This is a genomic window from Streptomyces sp. NPDC001532 (assembly GCF_040298625.1).
Taxonomy (GTDB): domain Bacteria; phylum Actinomycetota; class Actinomycetes; order Streptomycetales; family Streptomycetaceae; genus Streptomyces.
In genome coordinates this window covers 83914-105163 of the sequence record NZ_JBEPAL010000001.1, presented here as the reverse complement: position 1 = coordinate 105163, position 21250 = coordinate 83914, and the positions used below count along the sequence as shown (strand labels likewise).

Below are 21250 nucleotides of genomic sequence, written 5' to 3'. Positions count from 1 at the left end.
CACCGCACCCGCCGGTGCCACCGCCACCGTGCCGACCGCGCCCGCCGGCAGGAGAGCGGGCTGCCCGCCCCAGGTCGACCCGCTCGCCGCCCTGCGCGCCCCCGGAGACCCGCCCTGGGACGTCTACCTCACCGGCACCGTCTTCCTCGACATCATCTTCACCGGCCTCGACTCCGCGCCCGTGCGGGGCACCGAGTCCTGGGCGCGCGGCATGGGCTCCAGCCCCGGCGGCGTGGCGAACATGGCGACCGCGCTGGCCCGGCTCGGCCTGCGGACCTCCCTGGCCGCCGCGTTCGGCGACGACCACTACGGCGAGTACTGCTGGGACGCGCTGGCGCACGGCGAGGGCATCGACCTCGCCCCGTCCCGGACGGTCCCCGGCTGGCACTCCCCGGTCACCGTCTCCATGGCCTACGAGGGCGAGCGCACCATGGTCTCGCACGGCCACGAGCCGCCGCCCCGGGAACCGGCACCGGCACCGGACCAGCCGCCCCGCGCCCGGGCCGCCGTCGCCTCCCTCGTGCCCGGCGCCCCCGCGCCCTGGGTCGCCCAGGCCGCCGCGCAGGGCACCCGCATCTTCGCCGACGTCGGCTGGGACGACACCGGCGCCTGGGACCTGGCCGGCCTCACCGACCTGAGGCACTGCGAGGCGTTCCTGCCCAACGCCGAGGAGGCGATGCGCTACACCGGCGCGAGCTGCCCGCGCGCCGCCGCGCACGCCCTCACCGAGCACGTCCCGGTCGCCGTGGTCACCCTCGGCGCGGACGGCGCCTACGCCGTGGACCGCCGCACCGGCGAGACCGCCGAGGTCCCGGCCATCGAGGTCGAGGCACTGGACCCGACCGGCGCCGGGGACGTCTTCGTGGCCGGATTCGTCACCGGCACCCTCGCCGGCTGGCGCCTCGCCGACCGCATCGCCTTCGCCGGACTGACCGCCGCCCTCTCCGTCCAGGAGTTCGGCGGCTCCCTCTCCGCGCCCGGCTGGTCCGAGATCGCCGCCTGGTGGCGCAAGGTCCGCTCCCTCGACGACCAGGACCCCGCCGCCCTGGAGCGCTACGCCTTCCTGGCCGGCCTGGTCCCCGAGGAGCAGGGGAGACCGTGGCCGCTGCGGCGGGCGGTGCCGACGATCGGGTTCCGGCGCTCGGCGTGACCCCGGCGGCAGCCCCTCGCTACAGCCCTCGGCGAAAAGCCCTACGGCGTTGTCCGTGCCCCGTCGTACCCTTGGAATCGCGAGGCCGCCCTCAGCTACGCGGCCGTGATGAGGAGGAACCGCAGGCCTTCAGCGCCGGCCCATGACTCAGACACCCACAGCTCACACCCCCGCGCAGGGACAGGCGAGAGCACAGTTCACCGTCCCCGCCCAGCACCCCATGGTCACCGTGCTGGGATCCGGCGACTCCCTGCTGCGTGTGATCGAGAAGGCCTTCCCGGCGGCCGACATCCACGTCCGGGGCAATGAGATCAGCGCGGTCGGCGACTCTCGGGAGGTCGCCCTGATCCAGCGCGTGTTCGACGAGATGATGCTGGTGCTCCGCACCGGGCAGCCGATGACGGAGGACGCAGTGGAACGCTCGATCGCCATGCTCAAGGCGAGCGAGGACGGGATGAGCGACGGCCCGGAGACTCCGGCCCAGGTGCTGACGCAGAACATCCTGTCCTCCCGCGGCCGTACGATCCGCCCCAAGACCCTCAACCAGAAGCGGTACGTCGACGCGATCGACAAGCACACGATCGTCTTCGGCATCGGCCCCGCCGGCACCGGAAAGACGTACCTGGCGATGGCCAAGGCGGTGCAGGCCCTGCAGTCCAAGCAGGTCAACCGCATCATCCTGACCCGCCCCGCGGTCGAGGCCGGCGAGCGCCTGGGCTTCCTGCCCGGCACGCTCTACGAGAAGATCGACCCCTATCTGCGCCCGCTGTACGACGCGCTGCACGACATGCTCGACCCCGACTCCATCCCGCGCCTGATGGCGGCCGGGACCATCGAGGTCGCGCCGCTCGCGTACATGCGCGGACGCACCCTCAACGACGCCTTCATCATCCTGGACGAGGCCCAGAACACCAGCCCCGAACAGATGAAGATGTTCCTCACCCGCCTCGGCTTCGACTCGAAGATCGTGATCACGGGTGACGTGACCCAGGTCGACCTGCCCGACGGCACCAAGTCCGGTCTCCGTCAGGTCCAGGACATCCTGGAAGGCGTCGAGGACGTCCACTTCTCCCGGCTGTCCTCCCACGACGTCGTCCGGCACAAGCTGGTGGGCCGTATCGTCGACGCGTACGAGCTGTACGACAGCAAGCACGGCACCGCGAACGGCGCGCACCAGGGCCGTGGCAAGTCCGGTGCCAAGGGCCACCAAGGGAAGTAGACCAGCACGACCATGTCGATCGACGTCAACAACGAGTCCGGAACCGAGGTCGACGAGCAGGCGATCCTCGACATCGCCCGCTACGCGCTCGCGCGGATGCGCATCCACCCGCTCTCCGAACTCTCGGTGATCGTCGTGGACGCCGACGCCATGGAGCAGTTGCACATCCAGTGGATGGACCTGCCGGGGCCCACGGACGTCATGTCCTTCCCGATGGACGAGCTGCGTCCGCCGTCGAAGGACGACGACGAGCCCCCGCAGGGCCTCCTCGGCGACATCGTGCTCTGCCCCGAGGTCGCCGCCAAGCAGGGCGCCGAGGCGCCCACCCAGCACTCCATGGACGAGGAGCTGCAACTGCTCACCGTCCACGGCGTGCTGCACCTGCTCGGCTACGACCACGAGGAACCCGACGAGAAGGCCGAGATGTTCGGCCTCCAGGCGGCCATCGTGGACGGCTGGCGCACGGAGAAGGGCATCACCGGCCCCTCCCCGGCCCCGACCGTCTCATGAGCCTCCCGCTCGTCTCCGGCGCGATCGCCCTGGTCGTCGTCGCCTGGCTCGCCGCCTGCGCGGAGGCGGGCCTGGCGCGCGTCTCCAGCTTCCGTGCCGAGGAGGCCGTGCGCTCCGGGCGGCGCGGCAGCGCCAAGCTCGCCCAGCTCGCCGCCGACCCCACCCGCTATCTCAACCTGGCGCTGCTGGTCCGCGTCACCTGCGAGATGGCCGCCGCCGCGCTCATCACCCACGGCTGCCTGCGGGAGTTCGACAGCACCGCCGAGGCACTGGTCATCGCCATCGCGGTGATGGTCCTGCTGTCGTACGTCGCCGTCGGGGTCTCCCCGCGCACCATCGGCCGCCAGCACCCCGTGCACACCGCGACCGCGGCGGCGTACGTCCTGCTGCCGCTCGCCCGGGTGCTGGGCCCGATCCCGTCGCTGCTGATCCTCATCGGCAACGCGCTCACACCCGGCAAGGGCTTCCGGCACGGCCCGTTCGCCTCCGAGGCGGAACTGCGGGCACTGGTGGACTACGCGGAGAAGGAGTCCCTGATCGAGGACGAGGAGCGCCGGATGGTGCACTCGGTCTTCGAACTCGGCGACACCCTGGTCCGCGAGGTGATGGTCCCGCGCACCGACCTGATCGTGATCGAGCGCTACAAGACGATCCGTCAGGCCCTCACCCTCGCCCTGCGCTCCGGCTTCTCCCGCATCCCGGTGACCGGCGAGAGCGAGGACGACATCGTCGGCATCGTCTATCTCAAGGACCTGGCCCGCAAGACGCACATCAGCCGGGACGCGGAGAGCGAACTGGTGTCGACCGCGATGCGGCCCGCGTTCTTCGTGCCGGACACCAAGAACGCGGGCGACCTGCTGCGCGAGATGCAGAAGGAACGCAACCACGTCGCCGTCGTCATCGACGAGTACGGCGGCACCGCGGGCATCGTCACCATCGAGGACATCCTCGAGGAGATCGTCGGCGAGATCACCGACGAGTACGACCGCGAACTGCCGCCCGTGGAGGAGCTGGGCGAGGACCGCTACCGGGTCACCGCCCGCCTCGACATCACCGACCTCGGCGACCTGTACGGCCTCGACGAGTACGACGACGAGGACGTGGAGACCGTCGGCGGACTGCTCGCCAAGGCCCTCGGCCGGGTGCCGATCGCCGGTGCCTCCTCCGTGGTCCCGCTTCCCGACGGCCGCGATCTGCGGCTGACCGCCGAGGCCGCTGCCGGCCGCCGGAACAAGATCGTGACGGTGCTGGTGGAGCCGGTGCCCGCGGCCGACCCGGTGGAGGAGGAGAAGGCCGAGTGACCCCTCAGGAGCTGCGCGCCCTGTGCCTGTCCTTCAACGCGGCCGTGGAGGACTTCCCGTTCAACCCGGAGACCTCGGTCTTCAAGGTCCTGGGCAAGCTGTTCGCCCTGACGAACCTGGACGCGCGGCCCCTGACCGTCAACCTCAAGTGCGACCCCGAGGACGCGATCCGGCTGCGCGCCGAGCACCCGGGCCTGATCGTCCCCGGCTACCACATGAACAAGCGCCACTGGAACACCGTCACCGCCGACGCCGGACTCCCGGACCGCCTGGTCCGGGAGCTCGTGGAGGACTCGTACGACCTGGTCGTCGCCGGGCTACCGCGCGCCGACCGCCTCCGCCTCGACCGCCCCTGACCCCCGGCGCCGCAGCCCCGCGGCGACCAGCACCGCCGCCGCCAGCACGATCCCCGCGTCCAGGGCGATCACCGTGCGGACGCCGGACAGCAGATCGCCGGAGGCCGTGGCCAGCACGCCGAGCAGCGGGATGCCGACCGTGATGCCGACCTGCTGGGTGGAGGTGACCAGGCCGGTGGCCAGGCCCTGCTCCGCGTCGGGGACGCCGGAGGTGACCACCAGGCCGTAGGAGATGATCGCGCCCAGGTGGAACATGCTGGCCAGCGACACGGCGGCGGTGGCGAGCCAGACCGACCAGCCGCCCGTGCCGAGGCCGAGCAGCGTGGCGACCAGCGCGCCCTGTCCGACCAGGGAGACGACCAGGGTGCGGCGGGCGCCGAGCCGGGCGACGACCCTCGGCGTGTACGAGCCCGCCACCACCGACAGTGCCCCCTGCACCCCGAAGACCAGCCCCGTCTCGAAGGCGGACAGGCCCAGGACCTCCTGCAGGTACAGCGTGAGCACGAACACGACCGTCGACATCATCGAGAACGTCACCAGGCCGCCCAGGTTGCCCCACGCCACCGTGCGCCGCCGCAGCATCGGCAGGGACACCAGCGGCGCGGACGAACGGGACTCGACCACGGCGAACACGGTGAGCAGCACGAGCCCCGCGGCCAGCCCGGCCAGGACGTCCACGCGGCCGAAGCCGTGCTCGGCGGCCGTCGACAGGGCGTAGATCAGGGCCAGCAGACCGCCGGTGACGGTGACCGCGCCGGGCACGTCCAGCCGGGGCCGCAGCGGGGTGCGCGACTCCGGCAGCAGCGCGGGCGCCAGCGGCAGCACGATCAGCGCGAACAGCGCCAGCAGGCCCATCGTGGAGCGCCAGCCGAGCAGATCGGTCAGCACACCGCCCGCGACCATGCCGACGGTGAAGCCCAGCGACAGCAGCGTGCCGGAGATCCCGAGCGCCCGGTCCCGGGCCGGGCCCTCCGGGAAGGTGGTGGTGAGCAGGGACATCCCGGTCGGCACGATCGCCGCCGCGCCCAGGCCCTGGAGCACGCGTCCCGCCAGGAACGACGCCGGGTCCCAGGCGACGGTGGCCAGCACCGAGGCCGCGCCGAACAGGGCGAGGCCGGCCAGGAAGAGTCTGCGGCGGCCGTACAGGTCGCCGACCCGGCCGAACAGCAGCAGGAAGCCGCCGGACGGCAGCGCGAACGCCGTCACCGCCCACTGCAGCGCCGACGGGCTCATGCCCAGGTCGGCGCCGAGCACGGGCAGGGCGACGTTCAGCACGGAGAAGTCCAGCGCGACCATGAACTGGGCCGCGCACAGGACGAAGAGGACGAGCCGGTCGCGCGTCGACAGCCCGGGTGTGCCGGAGGTGCGCGGGGCCGGGGGAGCGGGGGAGGTGTCGGTGTCGATCGCCATGTGCATGAGCTTGCGGCGGCCGGAATACGCCTGGGGAGTCGGCACTTATGGTGGTGGTGGCACCACCAGCCAGAGCACCGGCGGTACGAGGGGGATCCGTTACGTGTCCGAAGGCGTGTCGAAGAGTCGTCGACGGTATGAGCTGCGCGAGTTCCTGAGGAGCCGGCGGGCCCGGGTCTCCCCGGCCGAGGCGGGCCTGCCCGACGGCGGCGCCCGGCGCCGTACGCCGGGACTGCGCCGGGAGGAGGTGGCCGTGCTCGCCGGGGTGGGCGCCTCCTGGTACCAGTGGCTGGAACAGGGCCGCGACATCTCCGTCTCCCCGCAGGTCCTCGACGCGGTCGCGCGGGTGCTGCGGCTGAGCGACGCCGAGCACCGGCATCTGTACGTGCTCGCCGGACTCAACCCGCCCGCGCCCCAAGTGGCCCCGGAGAAGCGGGACATGTGCGAGGGGCTGCGGCGGCTGATCGACACCTGGATGCCGTACCCGGCGCACATCATGGACCTGTACTACAACTGCGTGCTGTACAACGACGCGGCCGCGACGGTGCTCGGCATGCGCCCCGACCAGACGCAGAACTGCCTCGTCGACTTCTTCACCGACCCCATGTACCGCTCCCGCTCGCGCAGTTGGGAGCGCAACGCGCGCACGGTCGTCGCCCAGTTCCGGGCCGCGAGTTCCAGCCGCCCCGACGACGAGGGGTTCGCGGCGGTGCTGTCCCAGGTGCGCGAGGCCAGCCCGGAGTTCACCCGGCTGTGGGAGGAGCGGGACATCGAGGACGCCGGGCAGATCCGCAAGGAGCTGGACCATCCGGTGGTCGGCCTGCTGGTCGTGGAGTCCACGGCGATGAAGGTCCCGGTCCGGCCGGATCTGACGATCGTTCTGCACACCCCGCTGGACGAGGCGAACACCGACGCCAAGCTGCGCTGGCTGGCGTCGCCGGAGGGGCGGCGCGGGGCGCTGCATCCGGTCGCCGGGTGAGCCGGGGGCGCTACGTATGCTCGGATCATGACCGACAGCAGCGCGCTTGACGCCGAGGACCGCAAGATCGTCACCCTGGCCCGTTCCGCCCGGGCCCGCAACGGTGTGCCCGAGGGGGCGGCCGTACGCGACGAGACCGGCCGCACCTACGTCGCCGGGACCGTGGACCTGGACTCGCTGAGGCTCAGCGCCCTGCGCACGGCGGTGGCGATGGCGGTGGCGTCCGGGGCGAAGTCGCTGGAGGCGGCCGCCGTGGTGACCGAGGCGGAGACCGCCGCCGCGGACGACCTGGCCGCCGTACGGGACCTGGGCGGGCCCGGGACGCCGGTGCTGGTCGCGGCTCCGGACGGCACGGTCCGGGCCACCGTGACGGCGGGCTGACCGCGCTCCGCTCCCCACATGCGGGACGGCTCGCGGGTGGGGAGCATGGAAGGCATGAGAGCCAAGCGCATCGGAACAGGTACCGCACTGACCGTCGCGGCCCTCGCGGCCGCAGGACTGACCTTCGCGCCCACCGCCTCCGCCGTGACCCCGCAGTCGGCGACCTTCACCCTCGCCTGCGGAGGCTTCGGCGAAGGCGCCGTCACGCTGGTCGCCGCCCAGAGCGGCAGCACCGCCACGATCACCCTCAGGGCCGCCGCCGTCACGACCCCGATCGCGGTCCCGGCGGACTCGATCAGCTCGACCCTCACCCTGGCGAGAGCGGGCGGCGGCACGGTGGCCTTCTCCGGCACGGAGAACCCGGCGATGCCCGCCGGCGGCACCGTCACCATCGGCCCGCTCAAGGGCACCGTCGCCTCCGGCGACCGCCTGACCGCCGACGGCGGCTCGCTGCGGCTGACGCTGTCCGGATTCACGCTCACCTGCGCGGCGTCCGGACCGCAGTCACCGGGCCCGTTCGTCTTCGACTGACCGTCCGACCCCCACCGGCGGGCCGGGCGTCACAGCGCGTCCGGCCCCCGCTCACCGGTGCGGACCCGTACGACGGTCTCCACCGGCAGCGCCCAGACCTTGCCGTCGCCGATCTTGCCGGTCTGCGCGGCCTTCACGATGGCGTCGATGACGGCGTCGGAGTCGGCGTCCGACACCACGACCTCGATACGGACCTTGGGCACCAGGTCGACCTGGTACTCGGCGCCACGGTAGACCTCGGTGTGGCCGCGCTGGCGGCCGTAGCCGCTGGCCTCGGTCACGGTCATGCCCTGCACACCCAGTTCCTGGAGAGCGGTCTTGACCTCGTCGAGGCGGTACGGCTTGACGATCGCGGTGATGAGCTTCATGCCTGCGGCCTGGCCTTCTGCGCAAAGGAGACGGGGGAGGAGGTGACCGGGCCGCCGTGGCCGCCCAGGACCCCGTGATCGTAGGCGGTCTCGGCGTGCACCGTAAGGTCCAGCCCGGTGTGCTCCTGGTCCTCGCTCGCCCGGAAGCCCATCGCCCTGTCGATCAGCTTGCCGATGCCGTACGTCACCAGGAACGCGTACGCCCCCACGGCGACCACGGCCACCAGTTGCCGGCCGAGCTGGCCGAGCCCGCCGCCGTACAGCAGGCCCTCGGCGCCGCCGGTCATGGACTCCACCGCGAAGACGCCGATCAGCAGGGTGCCGATGACACCGCCGACCAGGTGCACACCGACGACGTCGAGGGAGTCGTCGTAGTTCAGCCTGAACTTCCAGCCGACCGCGTACGAGCAGACCACACCGGCGGCCAGGCCCACCACGAGGGCGCCGAGCAGGGAGACCGAACCGCACGAGGGCGTGATCGCGACCAGGCCCGCGACGGCACCGGAGGCGGCGCCCAGCGTGGTGGCGTGGCCGTCCCGCCTCTGCTCCACGAAGAGCCAGCCGAGCAGGCCGGTGCAGCCGGCGGCGAGCGTGTTGAGGAAGGCGGCCGCCGCGAGGCCGTTGGCGCCGAGCGCCGAGCCCGCGTTGAAGCCGAACCAGCCGAACCAGAGCAGCCCGGCGCCCAGCACGACCATGGGCAGGTTGTGCGGCCGCATGGCGTCCTTCTTGAAGCCGAGCCGCGGGCCGAGGACCAGGCAGAGGGCGAGACCGGAGGCGCCCGAGGTGATCTCGACGGGGAGACCGCCGGCGAAGTCCAGGGCGCCGAGCCGGTCGAGGATCCAGCCGCCGGGGCCCCAGGTCCAGTGGGCGACCGGAACGTATACGAGCAGCGTCCAGACCGGGACGAACACCAGCCAGGCGGCGAATTTCGCCCGGTCCGCGATCGCGCCGCTGACCAGCGCCGCCGTGATGATCGCGAAGGTCAGCTGGAAGGTGGCGAACAGCAGGGTCGGGACCGTGCCCTGGACGCTGTCCGGGCCGATCCCGGCCATGCCCAGGTGGTCCAGGCCGCCGATGAGACCGCCCGCCGCGTCCTCGCCGAACACCAGCGAATAGCCGGCCGCCAGCCAGACGACCGTGACCAGGGCGATCGACACGAAGCTCATCATCAGCATGTTGAGCACGCTCTTCGTGCGGACCATGCCGCCGTAGAACAGGGCCAGACCGGGGGTCATCAGGAGCACCAGGGCGGTGGCGGCGAGCAGCCAGGCGGTGTCACCGGTGTCGAGCGCCGGCCGTCCGGCGGCGAGGGTCACGGTCGTCACGGGGTCTCCAACGGGGTCGGGGCTGCGTCCGAGCGTCACCGGTGTGCGTTTCCTGTCGCGTACGAGTGTGTTTCCGTGACGTTTCGTTGCCGTCGGGTTTCCTGAAGCTCACGGTGCGGCGGCGCTCCGGGGATCAGGGACAATGGGCGGCATGAGCGTTCGTACCCAGTCCTCCGAGCCGTCGGACCCCACCGGGGCCGTCCACCGCGCCGGCTTCGCCTGTTTCGTGGGCCGCCCCAACGCGGGCAAGTCCACCCTCACGAACGCACTGGTCGGGCAGAAGGTGGCGATCACCGCCAACCAGCCGCAGACCACCCGGCACACGGTGCGCGGGATCGTGCACCGCCCGGACGCCCAGCTGATCCTGGTGGACACCCCCGGCCTGCACAAGCCGCGCACGCTGCTGGGCGAGCGGCTGAACGACGTGGTCCGCACCACCTGGGCCGAGGTCGACGTGATCGGCTTCTGCCTGCCGGCCAACGAGAAGATCGGTCCCGGTGACCGCTTCATCGCCAAGGAGCTGGCGGGGATCAAGAAGTCCCCGAAGGTCGCCATCGTCACCAAGACGGACCTCGTCGACTCCAAGGCCCTCGCCGAGCAGCTGATCGCGATCGACCAGCTGGGCAAGGAACTGGGCATCGAGTGGGCGCAGATCGTCCCCGTGTCGGCGACCGCCAACCAGCAGGTCGACCTGCTGGCGGACCTGCTGATCCCGATGCTGCCCGAGGGCCCCGCCCTGTACCCCGAGGGCGACCTCACCGACGAGCCCGAGCAGGTCATGATCGCGGAGCTGATCCGTGAGGCCGCGCTGGAGGGCGTCCGCGACGAGCTGCCGCACTCCATCGCGGTGGTCGTCGAGGAGATGCTGCCGCGCGAGGACCGCCCCGCCGACAAGCCCCTGCTCGACATCCACGCCAACGTCTACATCGAGCGCCCCAGCCAGAAGGGCATCATCATCGGCCCCAAGGGCAAGCGCCTGAAGGATGTCGGCATCAAGTCCCGCAAGCAGATCGAGGCGCTGCTCGGGACCCCGGTCTTCCTCGACCTGCATGTGAAGGTCGCCAAGGACTGGCAGCGCGACCCCAAGCAGCTGCGGAAGCTGGGCTTCTGAGCCGTCGGTGACCGTGCCCGGCGGTCGGTGACGGTGCCCGGGGCCGTCGTTGACCGTGCGCGGGGCCGGGTTGACCGTGCCTGGGGCCGTGGTTGACCGTGCCGGGGGCCGTGGTTGACCGTGCCGGGGCCGTGTGACCGTGCCCGGGGCCGTCGTTGACCGTGCCCCGGCCCGGGCCCGACGCGGGTGTGCCGCTCGGCCCCGGGAGGCGGGGAGCGGGCCGGCGAGGGCCTGCCCGTCGAACGGCGCCCGTCTCGCCCGTCGGTCGCCGTCTGGGCACGGCTGTTCCACTTTGCTAGTTTCGAGCCATGGTTGCCCAGGCCCGGAACTTCTCGTCGCGTCGCCACGTCGACCTGCGACGCGTGAGCGCGGCCGCCTGTCGCCCTCCGGTGTGAGGCGGGCGGAGCCGATGACCCGGCACGCAGCGCCCCACAGACGGCGCAGTGCTGGACCGGCTCCCGACGTCCGAGGAAGTTCCCCATGCCCCGTACCGCGGCTCCCCTCCTTCCCGCCTCCCCTGTCACCCGGGTCGCCGACAGCGACCGGCGGCGCACCAGCGCCAGCGTGATCCTGCGGTCCGTGCTGGAGCACGGGCCGGTCGCGCGCTCCACCATCGCCCGGCTGACCGGGCTGTCCCCCGCCTCCGTCACCGACCACTGCGCCCGGCTCGCCGACCTCGGGCTGATCCGCGAGGCAGCCGTGCCCCGGCGCAGCAACGGGGTGGGCCGTCCGCACGTCCCCGTGGACCTGGACGACTCGCGGTTCGTGGTGGGAGGGGTGCATGTGGCCGTGCCGTACACCACCGTCGCGCTGCTCGACCTGCGCGGCCGGGTGCTGGCACGGCGGGAGCTGAAGCACCGCGGTCTCGATCCCCGCGAGGTGCTGGCGCGGGCCGCCGACGGGCTGGACGCGCTGCTCGGTGACGCGCCCGGCCGGCGTGCGCTGGGCGTGGGCGTGGCCACCGGCGGCTGGGTGGACCGGGATTCGGGGACCGTCGTCGAGCATCCGCTGCTGGGGTGGCGGGACGTGCCGGTGCGGGACGCGGTCGGCCACCGCACCGGACTGCCGGTGCACGTGGACGGCCACGCACGGGCGTTGGTGAACGCGGAGCGGCTGTTCGGGCGGGCGCGCGGCAGCCGCAGCGCGCTGCACCTGTTCGTCGGCAACATGGTCGACGCGGCGTTCGCCACCCACGACGAGGTGCACCACGGCCCGCGCTCCCAGGCGGGCACCATCGCGCACCTGCCGCTGGCCGGCGGCACCGAGCCCTGCCTGTGCGGGCGGGTGGGCTGCCTCCAGGCCGAGCTCAGCGAGCGGACCCTGTGCCGGCGGGCCCGCGAGGCCGGGGTGATCGACGGCGTCAACCCGATGCACGTCGTCGCCGCGGCCGACGCCGGGAGTCCGGTGGCCGTACGGCTGCTGCGGGAGCGCGCGCGGATGGTGGGGCGGGCCGCCGGGCTGCTGCTGGACGTGCTGAACCCGGAGAGTGTCGTCGTCACCGAGATCGGGGCGCTGTACCGGGAGGACTGCCTGGCCGTGCTGCGCGAGGAGGTCGGGGCGGAGCGGAGCGCCGCCGTCTCGCCGAGCAGTTTCCCCGACGCGGTGCTCGCGATGGCGGGCGGGGCGGTCGCCCTGGACGTGCTCTACCGGGATCCGCTGGCATCGCCGTGCGTCTCACCCGCGCTGACTTAATTCAGAAACTCTGAATGTTGACAGGCCTCGCACACAGACAAGAAAATCTTCCTCATGAGCTGTCGCACTTTCTGTTGCTGACGCCCCCGGCGCGCCGGGAGCGCGCCCCTCTCCACGCCTTCGTCGCCGTGTGAGCTCCTTCTGTAAATCTGCGTGAATTCCTGCCGCCGGTTTCGCCGTGCCCGGAATTCCACCTCGCTGTGTCTGTGCTTTCCGTTTCCTCTGGGGGTCCTCCCATGCCCGTTTCCCGTGCGTCCGGCGTCGACCGACGTCTCTTCCTCACCTCACTGCTCGGTGCCGCCGCGGGGGTCGCCGGTCTCAGCGGCTGCGCCGAGAGCAACGCCGCCACCGGCGGAAAGGGCGCCTCCACGGCTCCGCTCGCCGACAAGGTGCCGGCCGGCACAAGCCTGAAGATCGCCTCCTATCAGGGCACACAGCAGTTGCAGTTCAAGCTCGCGAAACTGCCCGAGCTGCCCTTCGAGGTGTCGAGCTGGCTGAACATCGGCGCCGGTCCCGACGTCATCAACGCTTTCCGGGCGAAGTCGCTGGACCTGGCCAACAACGCGGGCATTCCGCCGATCCAGGCGCATTACCAGGGATTCGACGCGAAGATCGTCGCGATCAACATCACCCGCAAGCCGAACTACGTATTCGCCACGAAGCCCGGCAGCGACATCGGAAGCGTCGACGATTTCCGCGGAAAGAAGCTGGCGTTCTCGCAGGGGCAGGCGCAGGGTGTCGTCCTGCTGCGGGCGCTGAAGAAGGCGGGCCTGAAGTACGACGACGTGAAGCTGGTCCCGCTGACCAGCAACCAGTTCCTCACCGCCCTGCAGTCCGGCCAGGTGGACATCGCCCCGCTCGGCAACTCACAGTCGCCCGCCTACCTCAAGCAGTACGAGTCCAAGGGCGCCCGCGTCATCACCACCGACGTCGTCGACCTGCTCAACCTGCTGTGGGCGCCGGCGTCCGTGCTCGACGACAAGGCGAAGGCGGCCGCCGTCGCCGCCTACATACCGCAGTGGGCGCAGGGCCAGGTGTGGCAGTACGAGCACCCGGACGTCTGGAACGAGGAGTTCTACGTCAAGACGCAGAACCTGACCCTCGAACAGGCCCAGTCGATCACCGAGCTCGCCAACAAGCCGCTGTTCCCGCCGAGCTGGGACGAGGCCATCGAGTGGGAGCAGGAGACCGCGGACCTCCTCGCGGAGGGCGGCTTCGTGAAGCGGTTCGACGTCTCCTCGCTCTTCGACCACCGCTTCGAGGGCATCGCCGCCAAGTCGGTGGCAGCCGAGTACCGGAGGTGACCGCCATGACCACCAGCGCGAGCGCGACCACCAGCCCGACCGCGACCGCGGTCCCCGCCGTCGCCGACACCGGCGCCGACGGCCCCCGGGTCCGCCGCCGACGCCGCGGACTCGCCCCCGGCAAACCGCTGCCCGCCTCCCGGCTCGTCGGACCCCTGTTCGTCATCGCCCTGTGGGCCGTCGCATCGGCCGCCGGACAACTGGACACCGGCGCGATCCCCGCGCCCTGGACGGTGGTGAAGACCGGCGCCCACCTGTGGACCGACGGGACGCTGACCACCGACATCCTCACCTCTCTGGAGCGCGCCGCCTACGGCTTCGCGATCGGCCTGACCGCCGGCGTGCTGCTCGCCCTCGCGTCCGGGCTCACCCGGACCGGGGAGGCACTGATCGACGGGACGGTGCAGCTCAACCGGGCCATCCCGACGCTCGGTCTGATCCCGCTGTTCATCCTCTGGCTGGGCATCGGCGAGACCTTCAAGATCGCGATCATCGCCATCGTCGTGTACATCCCGATCTACCTCAACACCCATGCCGCGCTGTCCGGCATCGACAACCGGTTCGTCGAGCTGGCCGAGGTGCAGGGGCTGTCGAAGCTCCAGTTCATCCGGCAGATCGTGATCCCCGGCGCCCTGCCCGGCTTCTTCGTCGGGCTGCGGCTCGGAGTGACCGGCTCCTGGCTCGGCCTGGTGGTCCTGGAGCAGATCAACGCCACCAGCGGCCTCGGCTACATGATGTTCCAGGCCCAGAACTACGGCCAGTCGGACGTCATCCTGGTCGGCCTCCTCATCTACGGCATCTTCGGTCTCCTCTCCGACACCGGGGTCCGTCTCATCGAACGGAGGGTGCTGTCGTGGCGCCGCACACTGAGCAGCTGACCCGGCCCGCCGTCCAGCTGCGCTCGCTGACACGGTCGTTCGACGGACGCAAGATCCTCGACAACCTCGACCTCGACATCCCCGCCGGACAGTTCGTGGCCCTCCTCGGACACAGCGGCTCCGGCAAGAGCACCCTGCTGCGAGCGGTCGCCGACCTCGACCACGAGGTCGTCGGCAGCGGACAGCTCAGCGCCCCGGAACGGGTGTCGGTCGTCTTCCAGGACTCCCGGCTGCTGCCCTGGCGGCGCGTGCTGGACAACGTCCTGCTCGGACTCGACGGCGAGAACGCGGAGGCCAAGGGCCGAGAAGCCCTCGCCGAGGTCGGTCTGGCCGGCCGGGAGCGGGCCTGGCCCAACGAACTGTCCGGCGGCGAGGCGCAACGCGCCGCGCTGGCCCGCTCGCTGGTCCGCGAACCCGAACTCCTCCTCGCCGACGAGCCGTTCGGCGCGCTGGACGCGCTGACCCGGATCAAGATGCACGCTCTGCTGCGTGAGCTGTGGAAGCGTCACCGGCCCTCGGTGCTGCTCGTCACCCACGACGTGGACGAGGCGATCGTGCTCGCCGACCGCGTCCTCGTCCTCGACCACGGCCGTATCGGCCTCGACCTGACCATCGACCGGCCCCACCCCCGCTCGAACCGGGACCCGCTGCTGAGCGAGTACCGCGAGCGGCTGCTCGCCGCCCTGGGCGTCACGGAGGACCACCAGTGACCACCGAACCCACCAGACAGCTCCACCTCAACGCCTTCCTGATGAACACCGGCCACCACGAGGCGTCCTGGCGGCTCCCGGAGAGCGACCCGCACGCCCATGTGGAGCTGGACCACTACGTCCACCTGGCCCGGATCGCCGAACGCGGCACCTTCGACTCCCTCTTCCTGGCCGACTCACCGCAACTGTGGGGCAACATCGCGCAGCGCCCGGCCGGCGCCCTGGAGCCGCTCACCCTGCTCACCGCGCTGGCGACGGCCACCGAGCACATCGGCCTGATCGCCACCGCCTCCACGTCCTACAACTCCCCCTACAACCTGGCCCGCAAGTTCGCCTCGCTCGACATCATCAGCGGCGGCCGGGCCGGCTGGAACATCGTCACCACCGCCGGCGCCGAGGCCGCCCGCAACTTCGGCCTGGACGCCGAGCCCGCGCACGCCGAGCGGTACGCCCGTGCCGCCGAGTTCCTCGACGTGGCCCTGAAGCTCTGGGACAGCTGGGAGGACGACGCGATCGTCGCCGACAAGGAGTCCGGCGTCTGGGGCGACGACGCGAAGGTCCACCCGCCCCGGCACCAGGGGACGTACTTCAGCGTCGAGGGCGCCCTGAACGTGCCCCGTTCGCCGCAGGGCTACCCGCTGCTGGTGCAGGCGGGCTCCTCGGAGGACGGCAAGGGCTTCGCGGCCCGGTACGCGGAGGCGGTGTTCACCGCCCAGCAGACCCTCGCCGACGCGCAGGCCTTCTCCGCCGACCTCAAGGCCCGTACCGTGGCGGCAGGCCGTGACCCCGGGCACATCAAGGTGCTGCCCGGGATCGTGCCGGTGATCGGCTCCACGGAGGCCGAGGCGCTGGCGAAGGAGCAAGTCCTCGAGGACCACATCGTCCACAGCCACGGCGTCGGGCGCCTGGAGCAGCTGCTGCAACTGGCCCCCGGCACCCTGGAGCTGGACTCGCGGCTCCCGGCCGACCTGCCGCCCGAGGACGCCATCGAGGGCGCCAAGAGCCGCTACACGCTCGTGGTGGAGCTGGCCCGGCGCGAGCGCCTCACCGTGCGGCAGCTGATCGGACGGCTCGGCGGCGGCCGCGGGCACCTGACCTTCGCCGGCACGCCCGAGCAGGTGGCCGACACGATCGAGACCTGGTTCACCCAGGGCGCCGCCGACGGTTTCAACATCATGCCCGCGGTCCTGCCCTCCGGCCTCGACGCCTTCGTCGACCACGTCGTCCCGATCCTGCGCGCCCGCGGCCTGCTGCGCACCGGATACGGCCCGCGGCAGACCCTGCGGGAGCGCTACGGCCTCCCGCGCCCGGACAACCAGCACGTCGGCCCCGCACTCGCCACCGTGTGACGCCCGAGCGTCCGGCCCGACCCATCCGACAGCTCTTCCCGACCGTCTGAAAGGACCGCTCGCATGTCCATCGAGATCCGCAAGGTCACCGCGAACATCGGCGCCCAGGTCTTCGGCGTCGACATCTCCAAGCCCCTCGCCGAGGAGGACGTCACCGCCCTGCGCGAGGCCCTGAACGTCCACAAGGCCCTGGTCTTCGACGAGGTCGATCTGGACGACGAGGGCCAGCAGGCCTTCGTCCGCCGGTTCGGCGGCGACCTCACCACCGCCCATCCGACCGTCTCGTCCGTCGACGGCGTGCCCAACGTGCTCCCCGTCGACAGCGAGCGCGGCCGCGCCGCCAACCACTGGCACACCGACGTCACCTTCGTCCTCAACCCCCCGCAGGCCAGCACCCTGCGCAGCCTCAGGATCCCGCCGTACGGCGGCGAGACGCTGATCGCCAGCTCCGCGGCGGCCTACCAGCAGCTGCCGGAGCCGCTGCGCCGGCTGGCCGACACCCTGTGGGCCGAGCACACCAACGACTACGACTACGCGGTGCCGGCCGAGCAGATCGACGAGGAGCAGGCCGCCCAGCGCGCCCAGTTCACGTCGATCAAGTACCGCACGGTCCACCCGGTGGTCCGCGTCCACCCGCTGACCGGCGAGCGCGGCCTGTTCATCGGCGGCTTCGCGCAGCGGATCGTCGGCCTGTCGCCCGCCGAGTCCCGCAAGGTCCTGGACCTGCTCCAGGCGTACGTGGTGCGGCCGGAGAACATCCTGCGCCACCGCTGGTCGGAGAACCAGCTGGTCCTGTTCGACAACCGCATCACGCAGCACTACGCGGTGGACAACTACGACGGCGCGCCGCGCCGCCTGCACCGGGTGACCGCGGCCGGCGACGTGCCGGTGGGCATCGACGGCAAGGAGAGCTACTCGATCGAGGGGGACGCGGCGCACTACACGGTCGTGGCCGCGGCGTAACCGCGCCCGCACCCTCCGCACGGCCGGATGCCGAAGCCCGGGCGGTCTCTCCTCGAGCTCGGAGAGACCGCCCGGACTTCGCAGGTGGGTGGGCCCGCCGGCGATCACCGGGCGGAGCCGGGGACGGACGCGCGGGTCAGAAGCCCAGGTCGAATTCCGAGCTGGGGTTCACCCGGACCGGCAGGCCGAGGCCGGCCACCCGTGTGTCCAGGTCGGCCGGCCCTTCGCCCTGCACCACCTTTTCGGTCTCGCCCAGCGGGACCGGGTCGACGTCGAGCAGGGTGCCGCCGACGGCGGACAGCCTGGCCGCCAGGTCGCCGAGGTCCATGCCGGCCGGCACGGTCAGGAGCCACTTCATGCACGCCCTCCCAGGGCCGCCGGGCCGCGGTGTGCCGAGCCGGACGTCGGCTCAGGACTTCCGCAGCAGGAACGAGTACGACGCCGCGGCGTTCACGATGCCACGCCCGTAGCCGGCGTCCCAGACCTTGCCCGTCGGGTTGACCAGCCCGGCCAGCAGCGCCTCGCGCAGCCCCTCCGGAGTCAGCTCGGGGAACGCGGACAGCAGCAGCGCCGCGACGCCCGCCGCGACCGGTGTGGCCGCCGACGTCCCGTTGTCGAAGGGCGACTTCGGTGGCTCGGGCACCCCACCGGGCCGGCCCGGCCCGAAGTTGCCGAAGAAGTGCGTGTACGAGGCGAAGTCGGGCTTCTGCTCCTCGAACATGCCGGGCCCCTGCGAGGAGTAACCGACGCGCTCGCCGCGGCTGTTGACCGCCGCGACCGTGATGACCTCCGCGAGGCTGTTGGAGGCGTGGACGGAGCGTCCGGGGCCGATGCCGCTGCGGCGGCAGGCGAGGCTCGGGCACTGCACGCCGCAGTTGCCGGCCGCGAAGAACGCCGCCGCGCCGGAGGTCACGACCTCGCGGACCTTGCGGTGGAGCGGATGGTCGAGGTCCCAGATCTCGTGCCCGGGTGCCTGGTCGCGGCGCGGGACGCTCACGAACCCGTAGCTGTTGTTCGTCAGCTGCGGTGTGCCGTCCAGCCTGCGGTGCTCCAGGACCGCCTGGAACATGGTCAGCGCCCCGCCGGAGTCGGGCCGCCCGAGGAAGGGATAGTCGTACAGCCGTGCCGAGGGCGCCGCGACGAGGATGTCGGCGGCGCACATCGAGCCGTGGCTCGTGATCGGGGCGTCCCCCGGCTGGAGGTCGGCTCCCGGGTGGGTGAAGCCGCCGGCGACCGGATAGACCTGCCCGTTCACGCCCTCGTCGAGGATGCCGACGACGATGTTCTGCCCGCGGAAGCCGTCCTGCCACGGCCGGGCGACGCCGAGCAGGGCCCGGACGGTGCCGACGGTGACGCCGGGCCGGAAGGGCCGGCAGTCGAGGCCGGCGACCGAGCGGGCGAGATCGAACGCGTGCGCCTGGACATCCGCGCCCGGCGCCTGCTCGTCCTCCTCGTACAGGTGGAGCGGGGAGCTCGGCCACACGGCGACACCGTCGCGCTCGCGCAGCTCCGCCAGCCGGGTCGGGGCGACCTCGACCGGAAGGATCACGGAGGTCGGCGCCATGTCGGGATTGGTCTCCGGGACGCCGAACTCCATCAGAGCGCCCAGCGGCTCCTGGGTCCCGCCAGCTCCTTCGGCTCCCTCCCGAGAGGTGCTGAACATGGGGACGGGCACGAACCTCTCGTCCGGCTCGACCCCCAGCCCGGCCACCAGGTCGAGGCCGGGAAGGCCCTGGTCGATCGCCGAGGTCTCGGAGGCCATGGCCTCCCGGAACGCGCCGAAGCCGTCGTGTTGCGCGGTGGCGGGCGGTTCGATCTCCAGCAGCACTTTGATCTTGGCCATGACTCGGCCTTCCTCTCGACCCGCCGGCAGCCGTGCCGGGGCGCCGCGGCAGCGGGTCGGACGGTGACGGTAAGAGGCCCCCTGTGCGCCCCGGCCGGTGCGGGCCGGGGCGCCGCTCGGCGCGTTGCTCCTCAGGAATCGGCAGCTACCACAAATCTATGAATTCGGCTCGTCGGGTGCAACTTGGGACATATGGTTGACAGTTGCACGGCCTGGGCCTCTGTGCGCCGCGTCCGTCACCGCTGGGCCCGCAGCACCTCCCGGAACCAGCGGTAGGACGCCTTGGGGGTGCGCTCCAGCGTCTCGCGGTCCACGTGCACCAGGCCGAACCTGCGCGCGTACCCCTCCGCCCACTCGAAGTTGTCGAGCAGGGACCAGACGAAGTAGCCGCGCACGTCCACGCCCGCCGTCAGGGCGCGGTGAAGGGCCCGGATGTGGCCGTCCAGGTAGGCGATGCGGTCCTGGTCGTCCAGGCCGTCGTACGAGCAGCCGTTCTCGGTGATGACGACCGGCGGCAGCCGGTCGCCGTAGCGGTCCCGGAAGCCGGTCAGCAGCTCGGTCAGGCCCTCCGGCACCACCGGCCAGCCGAAGTCCGTCAGTGGCCGGTCCGCGATCTCCCGGACCGAGAACGGCAGTTCGGCGGGCATCCGCACCCCGCCGAAGTCGATCTCCGTGCCCTGCGGGGCGCCCACCCGGGTCGGCGCGTAGTAGTTCACGCCGTAGAAGTCGACCGGCTCGGCGATCACCTTCAGATCGGCCGCCACATCGCCCGGCATCAGCTCCCCGAGCCCCGCCGGATAGGTGCCGAGCAGGATCGGCTCGGCGAACAGGCGGTTGAGCAGGACGTCGTAGAACTCGGCCGCCTCCACGTCCGCGCTCTCCTCGGACGCCGCCCAGGTCGGCCCGTGCGAGTTGGCGACGCCGATGTCCGTGGCCCCGGCCGCGCGCAGGGCGCGTACCGCGAGACCGTGCGCCAGCAGCTGGTGGTGGGCCACCGGCAGCGCGTCGAACAGCAGCCGCTCGCCAGGAGCGTGCACACCGAGGGCGTGGCCCAGCAGGGTGTGCTCGGCGGGCTCGTTGAGCGTGATCCACTTCGAGACGCGGTCGCCGAGCCGGTCGGCCACGGTGGCGGTGTACTCGGCCAGCCGGGCGGCGGTGTCCCGGTCGAGCCAGTCGAGGCCCAGCGGCAGGTCCCAGTGGAACAGGGTCGGCACCGGGCGCACCCCCGCCGCACACAGGTCGTCGACGAGCCGGTCGTAGAAGTCGAGGCCGCCCGTGGAGCGCACCCGGGGCCAGGAGACCGAGAAGCGGTACGCGTCCACGCCCAGCTCGGCGAGGAGGGCGACGTCCTCGCGGTGGCGGTGGTAGTGGTCGCAGGCCACCGCCGCCGTCGAGCCGTCCTTCACCCGCCCCGGCCCGGCCGTGAACGCGTCCCACACGGACGGCTCGCGCAGGCCGGCCGCGCCCTCGATCTGGTGGGCCGAGGTCGACACGCCCCACAGGAAACCGGCGGGGAACTGCGGTATCGGGTTCGTCGCCATGGGCGGATCATCCGCACCGCCGCCGAGCGAAGTCAACGCCCAGGTGACAGACGGGAGTTACGCGCCCTCCTTCAGCACCCGCGTGATCAGCGCCCGCTGCTCGTCCGTCAGCCGTGGATCGCTCGCGTACACCGTGTCGCCGTCCACCGTGATCTGGTAGCTGAAGCCGTCCGGCACCCCGACCGGCGGCGTGTCCCGGCCCGCGGCCACCGCCCGCTCGGCCAGGGCGTGCCACTCGCCGGCGTCGGAGCGGCCCGAGGTGTCCACCTCGGCGTACCGCTCGACGCCCGCGAACCCGCCCGTGCGCCTCACCTGAATTCGCATGGGTC

At 72.0% G+C, this 21250-nt stretch carries 23 protein-coding genes; 16 read left to right on the top strand and 7 right to left on the bottom strand.

The window, feature by feature from the left end:
* Positions 1 to 28: 28 nt before the first annotated feature.
* The 5 genes from ABT232_RS00490 to ABT232_RS00470 all read left to right on the top strand — a co-directional run bounded on the left by ABT232_RS00490 (position 29) and on the right by ABT232_RS00470 (position 4536).
* A complete protein-coding gene (locus ABT232_RS00490; RefSeq protein ID WP_351834770.1) occupies positions 29 to 1150 on the top strand; it encodes a carbohydrate kinase family protein in 1122 nt (373 codons plus the stop codon).
* Positions 1151 to 1292: 142 nt separating this feature from the next.
* On the top strand, positions 1293 to 2369 hold the full coding sequence (locus tag ABT232_RS00485; RefSeq protein ID WP_351833788.1) for a PhoH family protein: 1077 nt from the start codon (positions 1293 to 1295) through the stop codon (positions 2367 to 2369).
* A gap of 12 nt (positions 2370 to 2381) precedes the next feature.
* Positions 2382 to 2879, top strand: coding sequence for an rRNA maturation RNase YbeY (ybeY, locus tag ABT232_RS00480; RefSeq protein WP_351833785.1), 498 nt, complete (start codon positions 2382 to 2384; stop codon positions 2877 to 2879).
* A complete protein-coding gene (locus tag ABT232_RS00475) occupies positions 2876 to 4180 on the top strand; it encodes a hemolysin family protein (RefSeq protein ID WP_351833782.1) in 1305 nt (434 codons plus the stop codon). Before ybeY ends, ABT232_RS00475 begins: the two co-directional genes overlap by 4 nt.
* Positions 4177 to 4536 carry an MmcQ/YjbR family DNA-binding protein gene (locus tag ABT232_RS00470; protein ID WP_351833780.1) on the top strand — a complete coding sequence of 120 codons (360 nt, stop codon included), beginning with the start codon at positions 4177 to 4179 and terminating at the stop codon, positions 4534 to 4536. Before ABT232_RS00475 ends, ABT232_RS00470 begins: the two co-directional genes overlap by 4 nt.
* Here the strand turns inward: ABT232_RS00470 and ABT232_RS00465 are convergent.
* Positions 4498 to 5946 (bottom strand): MFS transporter, encoded by a 1449-nt coding sequence (locus ABT232_RS00465; RefSeq protein WP_351833778.1) that lies wholly within the window; start codon positions 5944 to 5946, stop codon positions 4498 to 4500. The genes ABT232_RS00470 and ABT232_RS00465 overlap by 39 nt on opposite strands.
* Before the next feature lie 103 nt (positions 5947 to 6049).
* Here ABT232_RS00465 and ABT232_RS00460 point away from each other — a divergent pair, with 103 nt between their 5' ends.
* From ABT232_RS00460 to ABT232_RS00450, 3 genes are read left to right on the top strand one after another with little or no spacing between them, the layout of a single operon-like run.
* Complete coding sequence (locus ABT232_RS00460; protein ID WP_351833776.1) at positions 6050 to 6925, top strand: helix-turn-helix transcriptional regulator; 876 nt, start codon at positions 6050 to 6052, stop codon at positions 6923 to 6925.
* A 27-nt stretch (positions 6926 to 6952) separates the two neighbouring features.
* Entirely contained in the window at positions 6953 to 7306 is a 354-nt protein-coding gene (locus ABT232_RS00455) for a cytidine deaminase-like protein (protein ID WP_351833773.1), read from the top strand.
* A gap of 54 nt (positions 7307 to 7360) precedes the next feature.
* Positions 7361 to 7837: a hypothetical protein gene (locus ABT232_RS00450; protein ID WP_351833770.1), complete on the top strand. Its 477-nt coding sequence runs from the start codon at positions 7361 to 7363 to the stop codon at positions 7835 to 7837.
* Between the two features lie 29 nt (positions 7838 to 7866).
* On the opposite strand, the gene ABT232_RS00445 is transcribed toward ABT232_RS00450, so the two are convergent.
* Together ABT232_RS00445 and ABT232_RS00440 are read right to left on the bottom strand one after the other, a co-directional pair.
* Positions 7867 to 8205: a P-II family nitrogen regulator gene (locus ABT232_RS00445; protein ID WP_351833767.1), complete on the bottom strand. Its 339-nt coding sequence runs from the start codon at positions 8203 to 8205 to the stop codon at positions 7867 to 7869.
* Positions 8202 to 9530 carry an ammonium transporter gene (locus ABT232_RS00440; RefSeq protein ID WP_450871576.1) on the bottom strand — a complete coding sequence of 443 codons (1329 nt, stop codon included), beginning with the start codon at positions 9528 to 9530 and terminating at the stop codon, positions 8202 to 8204. The genes ABT232_RS00445 and ABT232_RS00440 overlap by 4 nt, the downstream gene beginning before the upstream one ends.
* A gap of 151 nt (positions 9531 to 9681) precedes the next feature.
* Between ABT232_RS00440 and era the strand changes: the two genes are divergently transcribed.
* From era to ABT232_RS00400, 8 genes are all read left to right on the top strand, one after another.
* Complete coding sequence (gene era, locus ABT232_RS00435; RefSeq protein ID WP_351833766.1) at positions 9682 to 10641, top strand: GTPase Era; 960 nt, start codon at positions 9682 to 9684, stop codon at positions 10639 to 10641.
* 308 nt (positions 10642 to 10949) lie between these two features.
* The gene (locus ABT232_RS00430) at positions 10950 to 11036 is read left to right on the top strand and encodes a putative leader peptide (RefSeq protein WP_351834764.1); all 87 of its coding nucleotides are present in this window, start codon (positions 10950 to 10952) and stop codon (positions 11034 to 11036) included.
* Positions 11037 to 11121: 85 nt separating this feature from the next.
* A complete protein-coding gene (locus tag ABT232_RS00425; RefSeq protein ID WP_351833763.1) occupies positions 11122 to 12333 on the top strand; it encodes an ROK family protein in 1212 nt (403 codons plus the stop codon).
* A gap of 236 nt (positions 12334 to 12569) precedes the next feature.
* Positions 12570 to 13637, top strand: coding sequence for an ABC transporter substrate-binding protein (locus ABT232_RS00420; RefSeq protein WP_351833760.1), 1068 nt, complete (start codon positions 12570 to 12572; stop codon positions 13635 to 13637).
* A 5-nt stretch (positions 13638 to 13642) separates the two neighbouring features.
* Positions 13643 to 14515, top strand: coding sequence for an ABC transporter permease (locus tag ABT232_RS00415; RefSeq protein ID WP_351833757.1), 873 nt, complete (start codon positions 13643 to 13645; stop codon positions 14513 to 14515).
* Entirely contained in the window at positions 14491 to 15225 is a 735-nt protein-coding gene (locus tag ABT232_RS00410) for an ABC transporter ATP-binding protein (RefSeq protein WP_351833754.1), read from the top strand. Before ABT232_RS00415 ends, ABT232_RS00410 begins: the two co-directional genes overlap by 25 nt.
* Positions 15222 to 16574, top strand: a complete 1353-nt coding sequence (locus ABT232_RS00405; protein WP_351833751.1) for an LLM class flavin-dependent oxidoreductase — start codon at positions 15222 to 15224, stop codon at positions 16572 to 16574. The genes ABT232_RS00410 and ABT232_RS00405 overlap by 4 nt, the downstream gene beginning before the upstream one ends.
* Positions 16575 to 16637: 63 nt before the next feature.
* The gene (locus ABT232_RS00400; protein ID WP_351833748.1) at positions 16638 to 17537 is read left to right on the top strand and encodes a TauD/TfdA dioxygenase family protein; all 900 of its coding nucleotides are present in this window, start codon (positions 16638 to 16640) and stop codon (positions 17535 to 17537) included.
* 136 nt (positions 17538 to 17673) lie between these two features.
* Here the strand turns inward: ABT232_RS00400 and ABT232_RS00395 are convergent, their stop codons facing one another.
* The 4 genes from ABT232_RS00395 to ABT232_RS00380 all read right to left on the bottom strand — a co-directional run bounded on the left by ABT232_RS00395 (position 17674) and on the right by ABT232_RS00380 (position 21245).
* Positions 17674 to 17895, bottom strand: coding sequence for a hypothetical protein (locus ABT232_RS00395; protein ID WP_351833745.1), 222 nt, complete (start codon positions 17893 to 17895; stop codon positions 17674 to 17676).
* 51 nt (positions 17896 to 17946) lie between these two features.
* A complete protein-coding gene (locus tag ABT232_RS00390; RefSeq protein ID WP_351833742.1) occupies positions 17947 to 19380 on the bottom strand; it encodes a S8 family serine peptidase in 1434 nt (477 codons plus the stop codon).
* Positions 19381 to 19616: 236 nt separating this feature from the next.
* Complete coding sequence (locus tag ABT232_RS00385; RefSeq protein WP_351833739.1) at positions 19617 to 20921, bottom strand: GH1 family beta-glucosidase; 1305 nt, start codon at positions 20919 to 20921, stop codon at positions 19617 to 19619.
* 57 nt (positions 20922 to 20978) lie between these two features.
* Positions 20979 to 21245 (bottom strand): protealysin inhibitor emfourin, encoded by a 267-nt coding sequence (locus ABT232_RS00380; protein WP_351833736.1) that lies wholly within the window; start codon positions 21243 to 21245, stop codon positions 20979 to 20981.
* Positions 21246 to 21250: the final 5 nt, after the last annotated feature.

Coding starts and splice junctions, on each gene's coding strand:
- ABT232_RS00450 (WP_351833770.1), top strand. CDS start 7,361: ATGAGAGCCAAGCGCATCGGAACAGGTACCGCACTGACCGTCGCGGCC.
- ABT232_RS00455 (WP_351833773.1), top strand. CDS start 6,953: ATGACCGACAGCAGCGCGCTTGACGCCGAGGACCGCAAGATCGTCACC.
- ABT232_RS00385 (WP_351833739.1), bottom strand. CDS start 20,921: ATGGCGACGAACCCGATACCGCAGTTCCCCGCCGGTTTCCTGTGGGGC.
- ABT232_RS00430 (WP_351834764.1), top strand. CDS start 10,950: ATGGTTGCCCAGGCCCGGAACTTCTCGTCGCGTCGCCACGTCGACCTG.
- ABT232_RS00475 (WP_351833782.1), top strand. CDS start 2,876: ATGAGCCTCCCGCTCGTCTCCGGCGCGATCGCCCTGGTCGTCGTCGCC.
- ybeY (WP_351833785.1), top strand. CDS start 2,382: ATGTCGATCGACGTCAACAACGAGTCCGGAACCGAGGTCGACGAGCAG.
- ABT232_RS00485 (WP_351833788.1), top strand. CDS start 1,293: ATGACTCAGACACCCACAGCTCACACCCCCGCGCAGGGACAGGCGAGA.
- ABT232_RS00445 (WP_351833767.1), bottom strand. CDS start 8,205: ATGAAGCTCATCACCGCGATCGTCAAGCCGTACCGCCTCGACGAGGTC.
- ABT232_RS00420 (WP_351833760.1), top strand. CDS start 12,570: ATGCCCGTTTCCCGTGCGTCCGGCGTCGACCGACGTCTCTTCCTCACC.
- ABT232_RS00390 (WP_351833742.1), bottom strand. CDS start 19,380: ATGGCCAAGATCAAAGTGCTGCTGGAGATCGAACCGCCCGCCACCGCG.
- era (WP_351833766.1), top strand. CDS start 9,682: ATGAGCGTTCGTACCCAGTCCTCCGAGCCGTCGGACCCCACCGGGGCC.
- ABT232_RS00400 (WP_351833748.1), top strand. CDS start 16,638: ATGTCCATCGAGATCCGCAAGGTCACCGCGAACATCGGCGCCCAGGTC.
- ABT232_RS00465 (WP_351833778.1), bottom strand. CDS start 5,946: ATGGCGATCGACACCGACACCTCCCCCGCTCCCCCGGCCCCGCGCACC.
- ABT232_RS00395 (WP_351833745.1), bottom strand. CDS start 17,895: ATGAAGTGGCTCCTGACCGTGCCGGCCGGCATGGACCTCGGCGACCTG.
- ABT232_RS00380 (WP_351833736.1), bottom strand. CDS start 21,245: ATGCGAATTCAGGTGAGGCGCACGGGCGGGTTCGCGGGCGTCGAGCGG.
- ABT232_RS00425 (WP_351833763.1), top strand. CDS start 11,122: ATGCCCCGTACCGCGGCTCCCCTCCTTCCCGCCTCCCCTGTCACCCGG.
- ABT232_RS00415 (WP_351833757.1), top strand. CDS start 13,643: ATGACCACCAGCGCGAGCGCGACCACCAGCCCGACCGCGACCGCGGTC.